This window comes from Ectopseudomonas guguanensis (genome assembly GCF_900104265.1).
Classification (GTDB): Bacteria; Pseudomonadota; Gammaproteobacteria; order Pseudomonadales; family Pseudomonadaceae; genus Aquipseudomonas; species Aquipseudomonas guguanensis.
The window spans coordinates 113,686-131,132 of record NZ_FNJJ01000005.1 but is presented as its reverse complement, the minus strand read 5'-3'; the positions used below and the strand labels follow the sequence as shown (position 1 = coordinate 131,132).

Annotated in this window: 16 protein-coding genes and 1 riboswitch; of the genes, 11 read left to right on the top strand and 5 right to left on the bottom strand. The window is 65.1% G+C overall.

Annotated elements, in window-relative coordinates; translation table 11 throughout:
• The first annotated feature begins 82 nt into the window (after positions 1–82).
• A complete protein-coding gene (locus BLS61_RS09305) occupies positions 83–478 on the top strand; it encodes a DUF1090 domain-containing protein (protein ID WP_090430118.1) in 396 nt (131 codons plus the stop codon).
• Here the strand turns inward: BLS61_RS09305 and BLS61_RS09300 are convergent.
• Both BLS61_RS09300 and BLS61_RS09295 read right to left on the bottom strand, forming a co-directional pair.
• A complete protein-coding gene (locus BLS61_RS09300; protein WP_090430115.1) occupies positions 472–921 on the bottom strand; it encodes a c-type cytochrome in 450 nt (149 codons plus the stop codon). The genes BLS61_RS09305 and BLS61_RS09300 overlap by 7 nt on opposite strands.
• 111 nt (positions 922–1,032) lie before the next feature.
• Positions 1,033–1,422, bottom strand: a complete 390-nt coding sequence (locus tag BLS61_RS09295) for an MAPEG family protein (RefSeq protein WP_090430113.1) — start codon at positions 1,420–1,422, stop codon at positions 1,033–1,035.
• A 223-nt stretch (positions 1,423–1,645) separates the two neighbouring features.
• Positions 1,646–1,730: riboswitch (S-adenosyl-L-homocysteine riboswitch) on the top strand.
• Between the two features lie 22 nt (positions 1,731–1,752).
• On the opposite strand from BLS61_RS09295, the gene ahcY reads away from it, so the two are divergent.
• The 7 genes from ahcY to rhlE2 all read left to right on the top strand — a co-directional run bounded on the left by ahcY (position 1,753) and on the right by rhlE2 (position 11,416).
• Positions 1,753–3,162: an adenosylhomocysteinase gene (gene ahcY / locus BLS61_RS09290; protein ID WP_090430111.1), complete on the top strand. Its 1,410-nt coding sequence runs from the start codon at positions 1,753–1,755 to the stop codon at positions 3,160–3,162.
• 97 nt (positions 3,163–3,259) lie between these two features.
• Positions 3,260–4,105: a methylenetetrahydrofolate reductase [NAD(P)H] gene (gene metF / locus BLS61_RS09285; RefSeq protein WP_090430109.1), complete on the top strand. Its 846-nt coding sequence runs from the start codon at positions 3,260–3,262 to the stop codon at positions 4,103–4,105.
• 45 nt (positions 4,106–4,150) lie between these two features.
• Positions 4,151–6,313 (top strand): PA5441 family protein, encoded by a 2,163-nt coding sequence (locus tag BLS61_RS09280; RefSeq protein WP_090430107.1) that lies wholly within the window; start codon positions 4,151–4,153, stop codon positions 6,311–6,313.
• Positions 6,283–7,047, top strand: a complete 765-nt coding sequence (locus BLS61_RS09275) for a DUF3142 domain-containing protein (protein WP_090430105.1) — start codon at positions 6,283–6,285, stop codon at positions 7,045–7,047. The genes BLS61_RS09280 and BLS61_RS09275 overlap by 31 nt, the downstream gene beginning before the upstream one ends.
• A 98-nt stretch (positions 7,048–7,145) precedes the next feature.
• Entirely contained in the window at positions 7,146–8,519 is a 1,374-nt protein-coding gene (ppnN, locus tag BLS61_RS09270) for a nucleotide 5'-monophosphate nucleosidase PpnN (protein ID WP_090430103.1), read from the top strand.
• A gap of 47 nt (positions 8,520–8,566) precedes the next feature.
• Positions 8,567–9,325, top strand: a complete 759-nt coding sequence (locus BLS61_RS09265; RefSeq protein WP_090430101.1) for a substrate-binding periplasmic protein — start codon at positions 8,567–8,569, stop codon at positions 9,323–9,325.
• A gap of 189 nt (positions 9,326–9,514) precedes the next feature.
• A complete protein-coding gene (gene rhlE2 / locus BLS61_RS09260; RefSeq protein ID WP_208598788.1) occupies positions 9,515–11,416 on the top strand; it encodes an RNA helicase RhlE2 in 1,902 nt (633 codons plus the stop codon).
• Positions 11,417–11,525: 109 nt separating this feature from the next.
• Here rhlE2 and BLS61_RS09255 read toward each other — a convergent pair whose 3' ends face one another.
• Together BLS61_RS09255 and BLS61_RS09250 are read right to left on the bottom strand one after the other, a co-directional pair.
• Complete coding sequence (locus BLS61_RS09255) at positions 11,526–12,101, bottom strand: YceI family protein (RefSeq protein ID WP_090430099.1); 576 nt, start codon at positions 12,099–12,101, stop codon at positions 11,526–11,528.
• Between the two features lie 58 nt (positions 12,102–12,159).
• Positions 12,160–12,705 (bottom strand): cytochrome b, encoded by a 546-nt coding sequence (locus tag BLS61_RS09250; protein WP_090430097.1) that lies wholly within the window; start codon positions 12,703–12,705, stop codon positions 12,160–12,162.
• A gap of 239 nt (positions 12,706–12,944) precedes the next feature.
• Here BLS61_RS09250 and BLS61_RS09245 point away from each other — a divergent pair, with 239 nt between their 5' ends.
• The 3 genes from BLS61_RS09245 (at position 12,945) to BLS61_RS09235 (ending at position 16,894) form a co-directional block, all read left to right on the top strand.
• Positions 12,945–14,348, top strand: a complete 1,404-nt coding sequence (locus BLS61_RS09245; protein ID WP_090430095.1) for an adenosylmethionine--8-amino-7-oxononanoate transaminase — start codon at positions 12,945–12,947, stop codon at positions 14,346–14,348.
• A gap of 129 nt (positions 14,349–14,477) precedes the next feature.
• On the top strand, positions 14,478–15,203 hold the full coding sequence (locus tag BLS61_RS09240) for a 16S rRNA (uracil(1498)-N(3))-methyltransferase (protein ID WP_090430093.1): 726 nt from the start codon (positions 14,478–14,480) through the stop codon (positions 15,201–15,203).
• 206 nt (positions 15,204–15,409) lie between these two features.
• Entirely contained in the window at positions 15,410–16,894 is a 1,485-nt protein-coding gene (locus tag BLS61_RS09235) for an alanine/glycine:cation symporter family protein (protein ID WP_090430089.1), read from the top strand.
• Between the two features lie 79 nt (positions 16,895–16,973).
• On the opposite strand, the gene BLS61_RS09230 is transcribed toward BLS61_RS09235, so the two are convergent.
• Positions 16,974–17,444 (bottom strand): chemotaxis protein CheW, encoded by a 471-nt coding sequence (locus tag BLS61_RS09230; RefSeq protein WP_090430087.1) that lies wholly within the window; start codon positions 17,442–17,444, stop codon positions 16,974–16,976.
• Positions 17,445–17,447: the final 3 nt, after the last annotated feature.

Here is a 17,447-nt window from a genome sequence, read left to right as displayed (position 1 = left end):
GCGGATCAGTCGATGGCGCAATCGGGTCGAACCTCGCGCAACCACCAGGGTCACTTCGAAGGAGACCCGAAGAGGACAGACCATGATTCGCCAAACCGCTGTGCTCGGCCTGCTGCTGGCCGCCAACCTGAACATCACGCCCCTGCTGGCCGCCGACGGTGAGGATGGCTGCGCCGTCAGGCGTCAGGTACTTCAGGACAAGATCGCGGCCGCGCAGCAGGGCGACAATACCGACGAGCTGGATGGGCTGCGGCGCGCGCTGGGCAATGTCGATGCCCATTGCGAAGACGCCTCGCTGCACGAGGAACGCCTGGCCAGCGTCAAGGAAGCGCGCGAGCAGGTGCAGGAACGCGAGAAGGACCTGCGCCAGGCCATGGGCACCGGCGACCAGGAGCAGATCGCCAAGCAGCAGGCCAGGCTGGCCGAGGCGCGTGCCGAACTGGAACAGGCCGAAGCCGAAGCGCGCGCCGATCAGTAGGCGCGAAACGCCTTGTGGCAGGCTTCGCAGCTGTCCTCGACGGCCTGCATCGCAGGCTCCAGTGCGGAGCGGCGTAGCGGCGGCGCCGTGGTCACCTGCACCAGCGCTGCAGTGGCCTGCTCCAGATCGCGCGCCATTTTCTGAAACTGCTCCTGGCGCTGCCAGAGCTCGGGATTGGCCTTGCTGCGCGCGTCATCGGCCACCGCCGGGAAGTGCTGCCACGGTTCGCGCGACAGGCGATCGAGTTCCGCAGCACCGGCGATGAACCCGGCTTCGTCGTAGGGAATTCGATTGCGCAGCATGCCGCCGAGGTCCTCGCTGACCTTCAGCATCTCCTTGAACAACGCCTGGCGCTTGCCCAGCGGCGAATCGGGATCGACGCCACCACAGGCGGCCAAAGTCAGGCAGACGCAGGTGAACAGCAGGCATTTCTTCAGGGCCATCGACACGACTTCCGGGTGACAGGGGGTCGCCAGTATCGCGGCTCACACCAGCCGGGCCAAGCGACCTCTTGTCACAACAGCTGTCATGCCTGCCCGGCAGTCAGCCGGCGTTCAGCTGGCGGACACCACGAACAGCGCCACGATCAGCCCCATGCCGGCGAACCACACCAGCGACCGCACCGGCCCCCAGTCGGCCAGGTAGCAGACGAAGTACAGCAGGCGACTGAAGATGAACGCCACGGCCAACTGGTCGAGCAGGGTCTGCTCGGCGCCACCGGCCTGGTGGGCGATGATCACCGCGGCGGCGAACGCCGGGGTCACCTCGAAACCGTTGAGCTGGGCGTTGTTGGCCCGCTTGCGCCAGCCTTCCAGGGTACTCAGGAAGGCGCGTGGATCCTGATTGGCACGCGGCCCGTAGCCCGGGCCGAGAAACTTGGCAGTGGCCGTACTCAGGTAAGGCAGAAGGATGGCGATCAATACGCACCAGTAGGCGAGGGTCATGGAGGCTCCGCAATGTGTCGGGGAAAGAGCGCAGCTTGTTCGCTCGCCAGCGCAAGGTCCATGACCCGCGCGAGGATAACTGGGCGGCGATCCGGCCAATGCTCCGGCGACAGCAGCCACAAACGTGGCGCGCAGGCCGACGGAAAACCTTGGGCGCGGGCGTTTGGCTCGCTATAATCTGCGAGTTTCACGCGACCGGCACCGCTCCGGTCGCTCCCGCCACCCGGTCGAGGGGCGCTGCAGCAACCGTCCAGGTTGTCAGGCTCGCCCGGGGCGTTATCCAAACGCATCAACGGCGCCCATTCGCAGACAACGAATGGAGAACTCATTATGAGCGCTGTACTGACGCCTGCCGGCTTCAACGACTACAAGGTCGCCGATATTTCCCTGGCCGACTGGGGCCGCAAGGAACTGACCATCGCCGAATCCGAGATGCCGGCCCTGATGGGTCTGCGCCGCAAGTACGCCGCCAGCCAACCGCTGAAGGGCGCGAAGATCCTCGGCTGCATCCACATGACCATCCAGACCGGCGTGCTGATCGAGACGCTGACCGCCCTGGGCGCCGAAGTGCGCTGGTCAAGCTGCAACATCTTCTCCACTCAGGATCAGGCCGCTGCCGCCATCGCTGCCGCCGGCATCCCGGTATTCGCCTGGAAGGGCGAGACCGAGCAAGAGTATGAGTGGTGCATCGAGCAGACCATCCTCAAGGACGGCAAGCCGTGGGACGCCAACATGGTGCTGGACGACGGCGGTGACCTCACCGAGATCCTGCACAAGAAATACCCGCAGATGCTCGAGCGCATTCACGGCATCACCGAAGAGACCACCACCGGTGTGCACCGCCTGCTCGACATGCTCAAGGCCGGCACCCTGAAAGTCCCGGCGATCAACGTCAACGACGCCGTGACCAAGAGCAAGAACGACAACAAGTACGGCTGCCGCCACAGCCTCAACGACGCCATCAAGCGCGGCACCGACCACCTGCTGTCGGGCAAGCAGGCGCTGGTCATCGGCTACGGTGACGTGGGCAAGGGCTCGGCGCAGTCGCTGCGTCAGGAAGGCATGATCGTCAAGGTCAGCGAAATCGACCCGATCTGCGCCATGCAGGCCTGCATGGACGGCTTCGAGCTGGTATCGCCGTACATCGACGGCATCAACGATGGCACCGAGGCCAGCATCGACAAGGCGCTGCTGGGCAAGATCGACCTGATCGTCACCACCACCGGTAACGTCAACGTCTGCGATGCCAACATGCTCAAGGCCCTGAAGAAGCGCGCCGTGGTGTGCAACATCGGCCACTTCGACAACGAGATCGACACCGCCTTCATGCGCAAGAACTGGGCATGGGAAGAGGTCAAGCCGCAGGTGCACAAGATCCACCGCACCGGTGCCGGCAGCTTCGATCCGGCCAACGACGACTACCTGATCCTGCTGGCCGAAGGCCGTCTGGTGAACCTGGGTAACGCCACCGGCCACCCGAGCCGCATCATGGACGGCTCCTTCGCCAACCAGGTGCTGGCGCAGATCTTCCTGTTCGAGCAGAAGTTCGCCGACCTCTCCGCCGAGAAGAAAGCCGAGCGTCTGACCGTCGAAGTGCTGCCGAAGAAGCTGGACGAAGAAGTGGCGCTGGAAATGGTCAAGGGCTTTGGCGGCGTGGTCACTCGGCTGACCAAGCAGCAGGCCGAGTACATCGGCGTGTCCGTGGAAGGCCCGTTCAAGCCGGACGCTTACCGCTACTGATGCGTAGGGTGGATAAGCCTCTGACTTATCCACCGCCGACTTCCCGCAGGTGGATGGAAAAACGCCATCCACCCTACGTCTCCAAGGCTAGAAACCTATGAGCCAAGAACGCCGCTACAGCTTCGAGTTCTTCCCCACCAAGACCGAAGCCGGGCATGAAAAACTGATGGACGTGGCGCGCCAACTGGCGGCCTACAAACCCGATTTCTTCTCCTGCACCTATGGCGCCGGCGGTTCGACCCGCGACCGCACGCTCAACACCGTGCTGCAGCTCGATGGCGAGGTGAAGGTGCCGACCGCGCCGCACCTGTCCTGCGTCGGCGACAGCAAGGCCGAGCTGCTCGAACTGCTCAACCTGTACAAGAATGCCGGCATCAAGCGCATCGTCGCCCTGCGCGGCGACCTGCCGTCGGGTATGGGCATGGCCAGCGGCGAGCTGCGCTACGCCAACGAGCTGGTCGAGTTCATTCGCACTGAAACCGGTGATCACTTCCATATCGAAGTGGCCGCCTACCCGGAGATGCACCCGCAGGCGCGCAACTTCGAGAGCGACATCGCCAACTTCGTGCGCAAGGCCAAGGCCGGTGCCGACAGCGCCATCACCCAGTACTTCTTCAACGCCGACAGCTACTTCTACTTCGTCGAGCGCGTGCGCAAGCTGGGCGTGGACATACCGGTGGTGCCGGGCATCATGCCGATCACCAACTACAGCAAGCTGGCGCGCTTCTCCGATGCCTGCGGTGCCGAGATCCCGCGCTGGGTGCGCAAGCAGCTGGAAGCCTATGGCGACGACGCCGACAGCATTCGCGCCTTCGGCGAGCAGGTGATCACCGAGATGTGCGAACGTTTGCTGCAAGGTGGCGCGCCGGGCCTGCACTTCTACAGCATGAACCTGGCCGGTCCCAGCCTGGCCATCTGGAACAACCTCGACCTCAAACGCTGACGGGCAGGGAGCCGCGCAGCGGCTCCCACGCTCAAGGATGAGCCAATGACACTCAAGCGCCTCCTTCCCCTCGCCCTGCTCTGCGGCCTGCATGCGCCAGCTGCTCTGGCCAGCTCCGACATGACCTGCACACCGAGCTGGAAGCTGATCTCGGACCAGCTCTCGGGGTGCAACAACCTGGCCTTTCTCAGCCCCGGCAACGACAGCCGGGTCAACCTGCAGCTGCTGCTCGACGATGCCGGCTACCTGAAGCTGACCCGCACACCGCAGGCGCTCGACGGTTATGAGTACGGCTACGGCCTGGTGCCCTTCAGCCTCGGCATGCTCGATGCGAACCGCGCCCTTGGCGAGGCGACCGAGGCCGACGAGCAAGGCGTCGACCCGAACGTGGCGTACCTGACCCAGGCTTTGCAGCGCCTGGGCATCGACAGCGAAGTGGATGCTTTCGCCATACACCGCTTCGCCGAAGGCGAGGGTAATCGCTGCCGCAGCAACGATCTGCAGGCCATGCGCGGCTTCGTCGATGCCCTCAGCGCCACGCCGGATCTGGCCGCGAGCGAAGCGCAGGCGCTGGCCCGCTCGCGGCGCAGCCTGCTGAGCCTGTGCGGCGAGGGTGATCCGCAAACGGAGGAAATACTGCCGCAAGCGACGCAGCTGCAGTCGCCCGCTGCCCAGGCCTTCGGCAATTACCTGCGCGGCGCCGACGCCTTCTATCGCGGCGACTTCGAGCAGGCCCGTGAACGTTTCGCCGAACTCGCGGACAGCGAGCAGCCCTGGCTACGTGAAACCGCCCAATACCTGCTCGGTCGCGTCGCCCTGAATCAGGCGCAACTGAACGCCTTCGACGAGTACGGATTCTTCAGTCCGGAGCAGGTGGATAACACCAGCCTCGATTCCAGCACGAAGGCCTTCGAGCAGTATCTGACCAACTATCCGCAGGGCCTCTACAGCGACTCGGCGCGCGGTCTGCAACGTCGCGTGTACTGGCTTGCCGGTGACACCCGGCGTTTTGCCGAGGCCTTTGCCCGGCAATTCGAGCGTGGCGCGCAGCAGGTCGACATGCCCGCACTGATCGAGGAGCTGGACGCCAAGCTGCTGCCCAGCCTCGCCCCGGATGCCATCGAAGACCCGCTGCTGCTGGCCATGGTCGACCTGATCCAGCTGCGCGATCCCGGCAGCAACCGCGAGCCGCGCCTGTCCCTCGAGCAGTTGCAGGCGCAGCAACCGCGCTTCGCCAGCCAGCCCGGCCTGCATGCCTACCTGGTCGCTGCCTGGCATTTCTACCGCGGCGGCGATGCCCAGAAGGCTCTCGCCGCCCTGCCGGATACCGGTTCCGGGCCTATGAGTGCCCTCGCCTTCAGCCAGGAAACCCTGCGCGGCCTGGCGCTGGAAGCCAAGGGTGAGCAGGCCGCAGCCTTGCAGCACTGGCAGACGCTATTGGCAAGCAGCCAAGACCCGCTGCAACGCGCCCAGCTGCAACTGGCCCTGGCCTTGAACCATGAGCGCAGTGGCGAACTGGGCAAGGTGTTCGCCGCCGATTCGCCTATCACCACCGCGCCGATCCGTGAGCGCCTGCTGACCTATGGCGCCGGCCCCGAGCTGCTGCGCCAGCAGGCCGGCAACGAGCAGGCACCGGCAGATGAGCGTGCAACCGCGCTGTACACCCTGCTCTATCGCGATCTGGATTACGGTCGCTACGCCGATTTTCTCCGCGATTTCGCGCAGTTCCCGTACAAGGCGACACAGCCAGCGCAGCACCTCGATCCTGGCCTGTTCGCCTGGAGCGGCGGCAGCGATGCCGGCTATGTCTGCCCGAGCCTGGTCAGGATCGCCGAGCGCCTCGCGGCCAATGCCGAGGACGCCCAGGGCATGCTGTGCCTGGGCGACTTCATCCGCATCCACGGCCTCGACGATCACTGGCTGAACCGTCCGCCGGCGACTGGCGAACTGGGCAGCGCGCCGAGCCAGTTCCAGGGCGCGTCCTTTTCCCGCCTGGCCGCCTACCAGCTGCTGCTGACTGCGCCGCAGGTCAGCCGTGAGGACAAGGCCTACGCCCTGTTCCGCGCGATCAACTGCTATGCGCCCAGCGGCTACAACAGCTGCGATGGCCAGGACATCAGCAAGGACCAACGCAAGCAGTGGTTCCAGACCCTCAAGCGCAGCTACGCGGACACCCAGTGGGCGCAGCGACTCAAGTATTACTGGTAGGCCTGCTCCTGCTGGCAGCCGGCCTGCCGGCGCAGGCAGCGCGCGTCGATGCCAGCGAGCATCAGGCATTCTGGCTGTGGGCCGGCGTGACGCCACAGCCGGTGCTGGCCCAGGCCCGTACGCTGTACGTGCTGCAGGGGCAGATCGATGGTCCGCGCCGCGCCGGCAATCCATCGGCACGCATGCAGGCACAGAACCCGGCCACGCCCAGGCTGTCGAAGGAGGTCGAGCTCTGGGTGGTGTATCGCGCGCATACCCTGGACTGGAACGACGAGGTATTCGCCCTGCTGCTGAGCCAATTGCAGCGCTGGCAGCGTTCCGGCAACCGGGTCAGCGGGGTGCAGATCGATTTCGATGCGCAAACGCTGCGCCTGGATCGTTACGCGGCCTTCCTCGAAGACCTGCGCCAGCGCCTGCCGCGGCAATACCGCCTGAGCATCACCGGCCTGCTGGACTGGGCCGGCAATGCCGACCCGGCGGCGCTGAACCGCCTGGCCGGGGTGGTCGATGAGGTGGTGATGCAGACCTACCAGGGCCGCCACAGCATCGCCGGCTACCAGCGCTACCTGCCGAGCATTGCGCGACTGCAGTTGCCGTTTCGCATCGGCCTGATACAAAACGGCGAATGGCAGGCGCCGGATTACCTGCAAAGCAGTCCCTGGTTCCGCGGCTATGTGGTATTTCTGCTGAACCCGAGCGAACCCGCAACCGACACACCAGCGGCCAGACGCTGACCCTCATCAACCGAACACCGCAACATCCGCTGCGACAACGAATTCGAACTTCCTCAGCGCCGTTCTTTGGCGCGAGCTTGCCACCAGGACCACTTTTCATGCTCAAACGCTCCACGATCAACGCCTCCGTCAGCCCCAAGGGCAGCCTGGAAACCCTCTCCCAGCGCGAAGTGCAGCAACTGCGCGAAACCGGCTCGGGCAGCGTCTACCGCCTGTTCCGCCAGTGCGCCCTGGCGATCCTCAACACCGGCTCGCACAGCGACAACGCCAAGACCATCCTCGAGGCCTACCCGGACTTCGAAGTGAAGATCCACCAGCAGGATCGCGGCATCCGCCTGGAGCTGCTGAACGCACCAGCCGATGCCTTCGTCGACGGCGAGATGATCGCCAGCACCCGCGAGATGCTGTTCAGCGCCCTGCGCGACATCGTCTTCACCCAGAGCGAACTGGAGCACAAGCGCATCGACCTGGACAGCTCCGAAGGCATCACCGATTACGTCTTTCACCTGCTGCGCAATGCCAAGACCCTGCGCAGCGGCGTCGAACCAAAGATGGTGGTGTGCTGGGGCGGCCACTCGATCAGCACCGAGGAGTACAAGTACACCAAGAAGGTCGGCCATGAGCTGGGCCTGCGCGGCCTGGACATCTGCACCGGCTGCGGCCCGGGCGTGATGAAAGGCCCGATGAAGGGCGCCACCATCAGCCATGCCAAGCAGCGCAACCTCACCGGCCGCTACCTGGGCCTGACCGAGCCGGGCATCATCGCCGCCGAGGCGCCCAACCCGATCGTCAACGAACTGGTGATCCTGCCGGACATCGAGAAGCGCCTTGAGGCTTTCGTTCGCGTCGGCCACGGCATCATCATCTTCCCGGGCGGTGCCGGCACGGCCGAGGAGTTCCTCTACCTGCTGGGCATCCTCACCCACCCGGACAACCGCGATCTGCCCTTCCCGGTCATTCTCACCGGGCCAAAGAGCGCCGGCCCTTACCTGCAACAGGTGCACGATTTCATCGGCGCCACCCTGGGCGAGGCGGCGCAGCAGCGCTACCGCATGATCCTCAACGACCCGGCCGAAGTAGCCCGCGAAATGGCCGCCGGCATCAAGGCCGTGCGTCAGTTCCGCCGCGAGCGCAACGACGCCTTCCACTTCAACTGGCTGCTGAAGATCGACGAGAGCTTCCAGCACCCGTTCGAGCCGACCCATGAAGCCATGGCCAGCCTCAACCTGACCCGCGAGCAGCCGCTGCACCACCTGGCCGCCAACCTGCGCCGCGCCTTCTCCGGCATCGTCGCCGGCAACGTCAAGGAGAACGGCATCCGCCTGATCGAGGAACACGGCCCGTACGAAATCCGTGGCGAGGCCAGCATCATGCGTCCGCTGGATCGCCTGTTGCAGGCCTTCGTCGAGCAGCACCGCATGAAGCTGCCCGGCGGCAGCGCCTACGAGCCCTGCTATCGGGTGGTGGGCTGAGCGATGCCGGGCTTTCGGGGCACGAGCAAAATGGCTAACCTGGCGCAATGCCATTAATCCAGCGCCAGATTATCGCCATCCTGCTGCTAGGTTGCATCGCGTTCGCCGCTCGCGGCGAAACGCTGCGCCTGGTCACGGAGGCCTGGCCGCCTTATGTGCATGAGGAAAACGGCCAGGCGGCCGGCCTCGATTACGAGATAACCCGCGAGGTGCTGAGCCGCCTGGGCATGCAGCTGGAGCTGCAGTTCCTGCCCTGGAAACGCTGCCTGCTGGCGCTGGAACACGGCCATGCCGACGGCATTCTGGATATCTTCCATCTGCCCGAGCGCGAGGCGAGCATGCTCTTCGTCGATGAGCCGCTGAGCGAAGTCGAGCTCGTGCTGTTCCACGCGCGCAACCGTCCCTACCCTTATGAGCGCCTGGAAGACCTGCGCGATCTGGTGATCGGCATCTCGCCCGGCTACTGGTACAACGACGAAGCCTTGCGCACCTCGACGCTATTCAGTCGCGAGGAGGCGCCGACTCACGAAGCCAACCTGGGCAAGCTGGTGCGCCACCGTGTCGATCTGGTGGTCAACGATCGCCGCGCGGGCCTCTACCTGAGCGCGCAGCTGGGCCTGCTCGATCAGGTCGACTACAACCGCAAGGCCGTCGGCCATGACCGCCTGTACCTGGCGTTGCGTCGCGACCCGGCGCTGCAGCGACTGGCGGCCGACTTCGCTGGCGAGCTGCGCCGCTTCAAGCGCGAGCCCGCCTATGCGCGCCTGCAGCAACGCTATGCCAACCCCGAGCAGCCCGGGCCGTGAACCAGCCGACAGGCTGATAGCTGCGCAACCTCTCGGCTCTGTTATACTCGGGCCTTCCCGCCAGGCTTGCGCCCGGATGCTAGCTCCCAGAAGCCAGCAGTACCGGACGGGATCACGCGCCCCACGCATGATTCAAGCCAGGCAATATCACCCCATAGGGCCACGCCCTCACTACGTACAGGATTGCCCATGTCCTTTGCTTCCCTCGGTCTCTCCGAGGCTCTAGTCCGTGCGATCGAATCCGCCGGCTACACCCAGCCCACTCCGGTGCAACAGCGGGCCATTCCCGCCGTGTTGCAAGGTCGCGATCTCATGGTGGCGGCCCAGACGGGCACGGGTAAGACCGCAGGCTTCGCCCTGCCGATTCTCGAGCGTCTGTTCCCCGCCGGCCACCCGGACCGCGAACAGCGCCATGGCCCGAAACAACCGCGCGTGCTGGTACTGACCCCCACCCGCGAACTGGCCGCCCAGGTGCACGACAGCTTCAAGATCTATGCGCGTGACCTGAAATTCGTCAGCGCCTGCATCTTCGGCGGTGTCGGCATGAATCCGCAGGTCCAGGCACTGGCCAAGGGCGTCGACGTGCTCGTCGCCTGCCCGGGCCGTCTGCTCGACCTGGCCGGCCAGGGCAGCGTAGATCTGTCCCACGTGGAAATCCTGGTGCTGGACGAAGCCGACCGCATGCTCGACATGGGATTCATCCATGACGTGAAGAAGGTCCTCGCCCGCCTGCCGGCGCAGCGCCAGAACCTGCTGTTCTCGGCGACCTTCTCCAAGGACATCACTGACCTGGCCGGCAAGCTGCTGCACAACCCGGAGCGCATCGAGGTCACCCCGCCGAACACCACGGTCGAGCGTATCGAGCAGCGCGTGTTCCGCCTGGCTGCCAGCCACAAGCGCGCCCTGCTGGCCCACCTGATCACCCAGGGCGCCTGGGAACAGGTGCTGGTGTTCACCCGCACCAAGCACGGCGCCAACCGTCTGGCCGAGTACCTCGACAAGCACGGCCTGCCGGCGGCTGCGATCCACGGCAACAAGAGCCAGAACGCGCGCACCAAGGCCCTGGCCGACTTCAAGGCGAACCAGGTGCGCATCCTGGTCGCCACCGATATCGCCGCTCGCGGCCTGGACATCGACCAGTTGCCGCACGTGGTCAACTTCGAGCTGCCCAACGTCGAGGAAGACTACGTGCATCGTATCGGCCGTACCGGCCGCGCCGGCCGTAGCGGCGAGGCCATCTCGCTGGTCGCCCCGGACGAAGAGAAACTGCTGAAAAGCATCGAACGCATGACCAAGCAGAAGATCCCCGACGGTGACCTGATGGGCTTCGATGCCAGCGCCGTGGAAGCGGAGCGCCCGGAAGTGCGCGAACCGCGCCAACCGCGCAATGCCGGGCAGAAGAAACAGAAGGCCGAAGGCGGCGACAAGCCCAAGGGCGAGCGCCACGGCAGCGGTCGCAAGGACAAGGGCAAGGACAGCGGCAAGGAACAGAAGGCCAAGCCGCAGGGCCAGAAACGCCGCGGCCAGGGACCGCGCAACGATGGCCAGGGCCAGGCCGCCGCGGCGATCCCCGCGCTGCCGCCGGATCGTGATCCGGAGGAATTCCTCGACGACGAGATCGACAACTTCGGCAACCGTGTCGACTACGTCAGCCCCAACCAGAACAAGCAGCAGGGCCGTGGCCGTCGCTCCGGCGCCGCACCCGCCAATGGCGCGGCGCAGGGCCAGCCGCGGCAGAACGGCAAGGGACCGCGCAGCAACAACGGCGGCAGCAACGGCGCGGGCAATGGCGCGGGCAAGAAGCGCCGCCAGGGCGGTGGTCAGGGCGGTCAAGGTGGCCAGGGCCGCAACGGTGGCAACCGTGGCCGCGGCCGTCCTGCCCATGATGGTCGCATCACCTCGCTTGACCGTGACGAACTGCCGCGCGCCGAGGCGGCCGTGCGCAACCCGCGCGAGAAGCAGCCGATCATCATGCACAAGGGCTCGCGCCTGGATCGCTTCCCCACCGCAGAGCAACTCGACGAGCTGAGCAACAGCTCGCGGCCGCGCGGCGAGAAGCCGGCGCTGCTGACGCGCAACCGCGACGAGTAAGCTGACGTGCAAACGAAAACGCCGCCCGATGGGCGGCGTTTTCGTTGGTGCGAGGGCGTTGAGCGTAGGGTGCGCCGTGCGCACCGATAGCGCTAAAGCTCTCCGGACCTTACTGACGAATACCTTCTACCGAGATGATCAGCTCGACGGTTTCCGAAGCCGGGCCGAGGTCCTTGGTGATGTCGAAGTCCTTCAGCTTCAAGGTGGTGGTGCCCTCGAAGCCGGCACGGTAGCCGCCCCACGGGTCCTTGCCTTCGCCGATGAACTTGGCGGCGATCACCACCGGTTTGGTCACGCCATTGAGAGTCAGGTTGCCGGTGACGTCAGCGGTGCCTTCGCCGGTGGACTTGACCGAAGTCGACTCGAAGGTAGCGGTGCCGTGCTTGGACACGTTGAGGAAGTCGGCACTGCGGATGTGTTTGTCACGCTCGGCGTGGTTGGTGTCGACGCTGGCAGTGTTGAGGGTCACGTTGACCTTGCTGGCTTCCGGGTTGGCGGCATCGAAGCTGAACGTACCGTCGAAGTCCTTGAAGGTGCCGTACAGCCAGCTGTAACCCAGGTGGCTGATCTTGAAGTTGACGAAGGCGTGCTGGCCTTGCTTGTCGATGGCGTAGTCGGCCGCCATGGCCTGGCCGCCGATCAGCGCGGAACCCAGAACCAGTGCAGCGAGGGCGTTCTTCAACATGGGTGTTCTCCTTGCGAGGTTGTCGATCTAGGTGGGCCTTGGCCCGGTTATGAATGCGTCAGCGCCCGAACATCCGCAGCAGGGTGCTATCGCGGTCGATGAAATGGTGCTTGAGTGCCGCCAGGCCATGCAGGCCGGCGAAGATCACCAGGCCCCAGGCCAGGTATTCGTGAATGGCGCCGGCGATGTCCTCCTGCTGCGGGATGCCGGTCAGGGTCGCCGGCACGCTGAACAGGCCGAACACCTCGATGCCACGGCCATCGGCGGTGGAGATCAGATAGCCGGAGATCATCACGCCGAACAGGCCGAGATAGAGCACGCCATGCCCCAGCTTCGAGGCCAGGCGAGTGAGCTGGCCGTGGCTGGCCAACGCAGCAGGCGCCGGATTGAGCAAGCGCCACAGCACGCGCAGCAGCATGACGGCGAACAGCAGGATGCCGATGCTCTTGTGCAGATCGGGCGCGCTCTGCCGCCAGGGGTCGTAATAACTCAGGCCCACCATCCAATACCCCAGGGCGAACAGGCCGAACACGACCAGCGCCACCAGCCAGTGCAACAGCACGCTGACCAGACCATAACGAGCAGAGGTGTTACGCCATTGCATGGGAGGCTTCCCCAATCCAGTTTCCGAGCAAGACTAACGGCAAATCTATCGATTTAAAGCGGAAAATTTCGCTATGAAATATCGAGAAATACGATATTAAAAAGGCGTGATTCCAACCCGCCAGCTTAGTCCAGCGCAGCGCCGGGGAAGTTCGTCATACGGGGCCGGGCGGCCGTATCCGGCGGATCGGCGGGCGCGCCTTCTGGTAGGCTGTTGCGCTGATGATTGGGAGACGCACCATGAGCTTGAACGACCACTGGATGCAACGCGATCTCGACGTGTTGTGGCACCCCTGCACCCAGATGAAGGATCACGAGCGCCTGCCCCTGGTGGCGATTCGCAAGGCCTCCGGCGTATGGCTGGAGGACTTCGACGGCAAGCGCTATCTGGATGCGGTCAGCTCCTGGTGGGTGAATGTCTTCGGCCACGCCAACCCCCGCATCAACGCGCGCATCCGCGAACAGCTGGAGAGCCTCGAGCACGTCATGCTCGCCGGCTTCACCCATCAGCCGGTCATCGAACTGTCCGAGCGCCTGGTGCAGATCACTCCGCCCGGCCTTGCCAAGGTGTTCTACGCCGACAACGGCTCCTCGGGCATCGAGGTGGCGCTGAAGATGAGCTTCCACTACTGGCTCAACAACGGCCAGACCGGCAAGAAGCGCTTCGTCACTCTCACCAACAGTTATCACGGCGAAACCGTGGCGGCGATGTCGGTGGGCGATGTGTCGCTGTTCACCGATACCTACAAGGCGCTGCTACTCGACACCCTCAAGGTACCCAGCCCGGACTGCTACCTGCGTCCCGAGGGCGTGAGCTGGGAGGAACACTCGCGCGTCATGTTCGCTCATATGGAGCGCACCCTGGCCGAGCATCACCACGAGGTCGCCGCGGTGATCGTCGAGCCGCTGATCCAGGGCGCGGGCGGCATGCGCATGTACCACCCGATCTACCTCAAGCTGCTGCGCGAAGCCTGCGACCGTTATGGCGTGCACCTGATCCATGACGAGATCGCCGTGGGCTTCGGCCGAACCGGCACCCTGTTCGCCTGCGAGCAGGCCGGCATCACTCCCGATTTCCTGGTGCTGTCCAAGGCACTGACCGGCGGCTACCTGCCGATGGCCGCAGTGCTGACCACCGACGAGGTATACGGCGCCTTCTACGACGACTACGCCACCCTGCGCGCCTTCCTCCACTCGCACACCTATACCGGCAACCCGCTGGCCTGCGCCGCCGCCCTGGCGACCCTGGATATCTTCCGCGATGACGACGTGATCGAACGCAACAAGGCCCTGGCGGCACGCATGGCCAGCGCCACCGAGCATCTCAAGGATCATCCGCACGTCGCCGAAGTGCGCCAGACCGGCATGGCCCTGGCGGTCGAGATGGTGCAGGACAAGGCCAGCAAAGCCGCCTACCCCTGGCAGGAGCGGCGCGGCCTGGCGGTGTATCAGCACGCACTGAAGCGCGGTGCGCTGCTGCGCCCGCTGGGCAGCGTGGTGTACTTCCTGCCGCCCTACGTGATCACCCCCGAGGAGATCGATTTTCTCGCCGAGGTGGCCAGCGAAGGCATCGATATCGCCACCCGCGAAACCGTCAGCGTGGCCGTGGACAATCGCTATCCCGATCATCGCGATCCGGGTTGAGCGAGCCATAAGCGAAGCCCGGTGCGCACGGCGCACCCTACGAAGAAGCGGCGCCATCGCAGTAGGGTGCGCCGCGCGCACCACCCCTTTACACTTGCCGCTTCGAACTTGCCGCGTGCAGCCCTCCCTATGCGCCTTTCCCGTTTCTTCATCGACGCCCCGCTCTCTCTCGGCCAGCATGAGCTGCCCGAAGCCCAGGCCCACTACATCGGCCGCGTGCTGCGACACGCCGCGGGCGACGCGGTGCAGCTGTTCGACGGCAGCGGCCGGGAATACCTCGGCGAGCTGATCGAAGTGGGCAAGAAGACGGTGCGCGTGGAGCTGCGTGAAGCGCTCGACGGCCTGGCCGAATCGCCGCTACGCATTCACCTGGGCCAGGGCCTGTCACGCGGCGAGCGCATGGACTGGGCGATCCAGAAGGCCACCGAGCTGGGCGCCAGCGAGATCACCCCGATCGTCAGCGAGCGCTGCGAGGTGCGCCTGAAGGACGAGCGCGCCGACAAGCGCCTGGCCCACTGGCGCCAGGTGGCGATCAGCGCCTGCGAGCAATGCGGTCGCTCGGTGCTGCCTGTCATTCATCCGCCGCTGGAACTGTCCGCCTGGCTGCAGCAGACCGAAGCCGACCTGAAGCTGGTGCTGCACCCGATCGCTGCTGCCCTGCAGAGCCACGCCAAACCGGATAGCCTGGCCTTTCTGATCGGCCCGGAAGGTGGTTTGAGCGACGCCGAAGTCGACCAGGCCAAGGGCGCCGGCTTCCACGCCGCCCGCCTGGGGCCGCGCGTTTTACGCACGGAAACGGCTCCCGTGGTGGCCCTGAGCGTGGCTCAGCAGCTGTGGGGCGACCTTCAGGGGTAAAATGTCGCCTTGACGTAACAAATTGTGACCTCAAGAGATTGCAAGACCCGCAGTCTTTGTCATGCTCTGCGCGCCGCACGCGCGACCCGCTCACCAGCAACCCGCGCTCGGCCGAGGCCGGCGCCCCGCAGCGTCGTTTCTCTTCCAATAACAAACAACGGGCCTCGGCACCGCCCAAAAGGCGGCCGCATGCCCAGGAGCATTGCATGAACGAACTGGTCTCGACCCTAAACGGTCTGGTCTGGAGCCCGGCGCTGATCTACCTCTGTCTCGGCGTTGGTCTCTACTTCTCCCTGCGCGGCCGCTTCCTCCAGGTTCGCCACTTCAAAGAAATGATTCGCCTGATGTTCACCGGCAAGACCGATGAACATGGCATCACCTCCTTCCAGGCTCTGACCATGACCCTCGCCGGTCGCGTCGGTACCGGCAACATCGCCGGTGTGGCCACCGCGATCACCTTCGGTGGTCCGGGTGCCGTGTTCTGGATGTGGATGGTGGCCTTCCTCGGCGCCAGCTCGGCGTTCGTCGAGTCCACCCTCGGTCAGGTGTACAAGGAAAAGCTCAACGGTGAATACCGCGGCGGCCCGGCCTTCTACATCGAGCGCGGCCTGGGTCTGAAGTGGTACGCCTGGCTGTTCGCCATTGTCACCGTGTTCGCCTGCGGCCTGCTGCTGCCGGGCGTACAGGCCAACTCCATCGCCTCCAGCGTCAACACCGCCTTTGGTATCGACCCGAACGTCACCGCCGCCGTGCTGGCCGTGCTGATCGGTCTGATCATCTTCGGTGGCGTCAAGCGCATCGCCCACTTCACCCAGGTGGTCGTGCCGTTCATGGCACTGGGCTACATCCTGGTGGCGCTGGTGATCATCCTGCTGAACATCGAGAAGCTGCCGGAAGTGGTGATGCTGATCGTCAAGAGCGCCTTCGGCCTCGAGGCCGGCTTCGGCGCCATCGTCGGCATGGCCATCCAGTGGGGCGTCAAGCGTGGCGTGTACTCCAACGAAGCCGGCCAGGGCACTGGTCCGCACGCGTCGTCCGCCGCCGCCGTCAGCCACCCGGCCAAGCAGGGTCTGGTGCAGGGCTTCTCGGTGTACGTCGATACCCTGTTCGTCTGCTCCGCCACCGCCTTCATGCTGCTGATCACCGGTCAGTACAACGTCCAGGCGCCTGATGGCAGCGCGATGTTCACCGGTATCGCCGGCGTCGCTGCAGGCCCGGGTTACGTGCAGACCGCGATGGAAAACATGATGCCCGGCTTCGGCAACGCCTTCGTCGCCATCGCCCTGTTCTTCTTCGCCTTCACCACCATCCTGGCGTACTACTACATCGCCGAAACCAACATCGCCTACATCAACCGCAAGGTGAAGCGCCCCATTCTCACCCTGCTGCTGAAGTTCGGCATCATCGCGGCTACCGTCTACGGCACCGTGCACACCGCCACCTTCGCCTGGGATCTGGGTGACCTCGGCGTGGGCCTAATGGCCTGGCTGAACATCATCGCCATCCTGCTCATGCACAAGGTCGCCTACAAGTGCCTGAAGGACTACGAGCAGCAGCTGGACGAGGGCAAGGACCCGGTATTCCACCCGGAGAAGCTCGGCATCACCAATGCCGACTACTGGGGCGGCAGCACCTCGGAAGACAATCTGACTGCAGAGAAGGCCGAAGCGCAGCAACAACCGCAGCGCTGACAGCTCCACGGTAGTAACGAAAAAGCCCCGGCCAGTGCCGGGGCTTTTTCATGGGCGCTCGCCTGAGCGTCTGGTCACTTCAGATCAGGCCGGCATCGGCGAGCTGTTGCTCCAGCGCCGCCAGATCCGGGATACGCACCACCTCGTCGCCGACACGTGCGGCGCCCAGCTCCAGCGGCGCCAGTTCGACATCCGCCGCCGGCAGGTCGCTGCCGACCTTGAGCGAGCGCGGAATCCCCTGCACCAGCAGGGCGATGAACTTGACCTTGGGCCGACCACCCAGGGCGTTGAGCACCGCGACGCGCGCACCACCGGCGACCTGCGCCTGGCCACCGCTGGCGGCCTCGAAGGACAGCAGCGGCAAGCGCAGATCACGCCAGGCGATCTGACCGAGAAACCAGTCGGGGGTACCTTCGCTGACCTGCGGCGCGCGATAGGGAATCAGCTCGGCCACCGCCACGTTGGGCAGCAGCAGGGTGCGGTCGGCCAGGGGTACCAGCAGACCGGTAAGACCGGCGGCGCTGTTCTGGGTGGCGACGGCTTGGCTCATTGA

Coding starts and splice junctions, on each gene's coding strand:
- BLS61_RS09305 (WP_090430118.1), top strand. CDS start 83: ATGATTCGCCAAACCGCTGTGCTCGGCCTGCTGCTGGCCGCCAACCTG.
- BLS61_RS09300 (WP_090430115.1), bottom strand. CDS start 921: ATGGCCCTGAAGAAATGCCTGCTGTTCACCTGCGTCTGCCTGACTTTG.
- BLS61_RS09295 (WP_090430113.1), bottom strand. CDS start 1,422: ATGACCCTCGCCTACTGGTGCGTATTGATCGCCATCCTTCTGCCTTAC.
- ahcY (WP_090430111.1), top strand. CDS start 1,753: ATGAGCGCTGTACTGACGCCTGCCGGCTTCAACGACTACAAGGTCGCC.
- metF (WP_090430109.1), top strand. CDS start 3,260: ATGAGCCAAGAACGCCGCTACAGCTTCGAGTTCTTCCCCACCAAGACC.
- BLS61_RS09280 (WP_090430107.1), top strand. CDS start 4,151: ATGACACTCAAGCGCCTCCTTCCCCTCGCCCTGCTCTGCGGCCTGCAT.
- ppnN (WP_090430103.1), top strand. CDS start 7,146: ATGCTCAAACGCTCCACGATCAACGCCTCCGTCAGCCCCAAGGGCAGC.
- BLS61_RS09265 (WP_090430101.1), top strand. CDS start 8,567: ATGCCATTAATCCAGCGCCAGATTATCGCCATCCTGCTGCTAGGTTGC.
- rhlE2 (WP_208598788.1), top strand. CDS start 9,515: ATGTCCTTTGCTTCCCTCGGTCTCTCCGAGGCTCTAGTCCGTGCGATC.
- BLS61_RS09255 (WP_090430099.1), bottom strand. CDS start 12,101: ATGTTGAAGAACGCCCTCGCTGCACTGGTTCTGGGTTCCGCGCTGATC.
- BLS61_RS09250 (WP_090430097.1), bottom strand. CDS start 12,705: ATGCAATGGCGTAACACCTCTGCTCGTTATGGTCTGGTCAGCGTGCTG.
- BLS61_RS09245 (WP_090430095.1), top strand. CDS start 12,945: ATGAGCTTGAACGACCACTGGATGCAACGCGATCTCGACGTGTTGTGG.
- BLS61_RS09240 (WP_090430093.1), top strand. CDS start 14,478: ATGCGCCTTTCCCGTTTCTTCATCGACGCCCCGCTCTCTCTCGGCCAG.
- BLS61_RS09235 (WP_090430089.1), top strand. CDS start 15,410: ATGAACGAACTGGTCTCGACCCTAAACGGTCTGGTCTGGAGCCCGGCG.
- BLS61_RS09230 (WP_090430087.1), bottom strand. CDS start 17,444: ATGAGCCAAGCCGTCGCCACCCAGAACAGCGCCGCCGGTCTTACCGGT.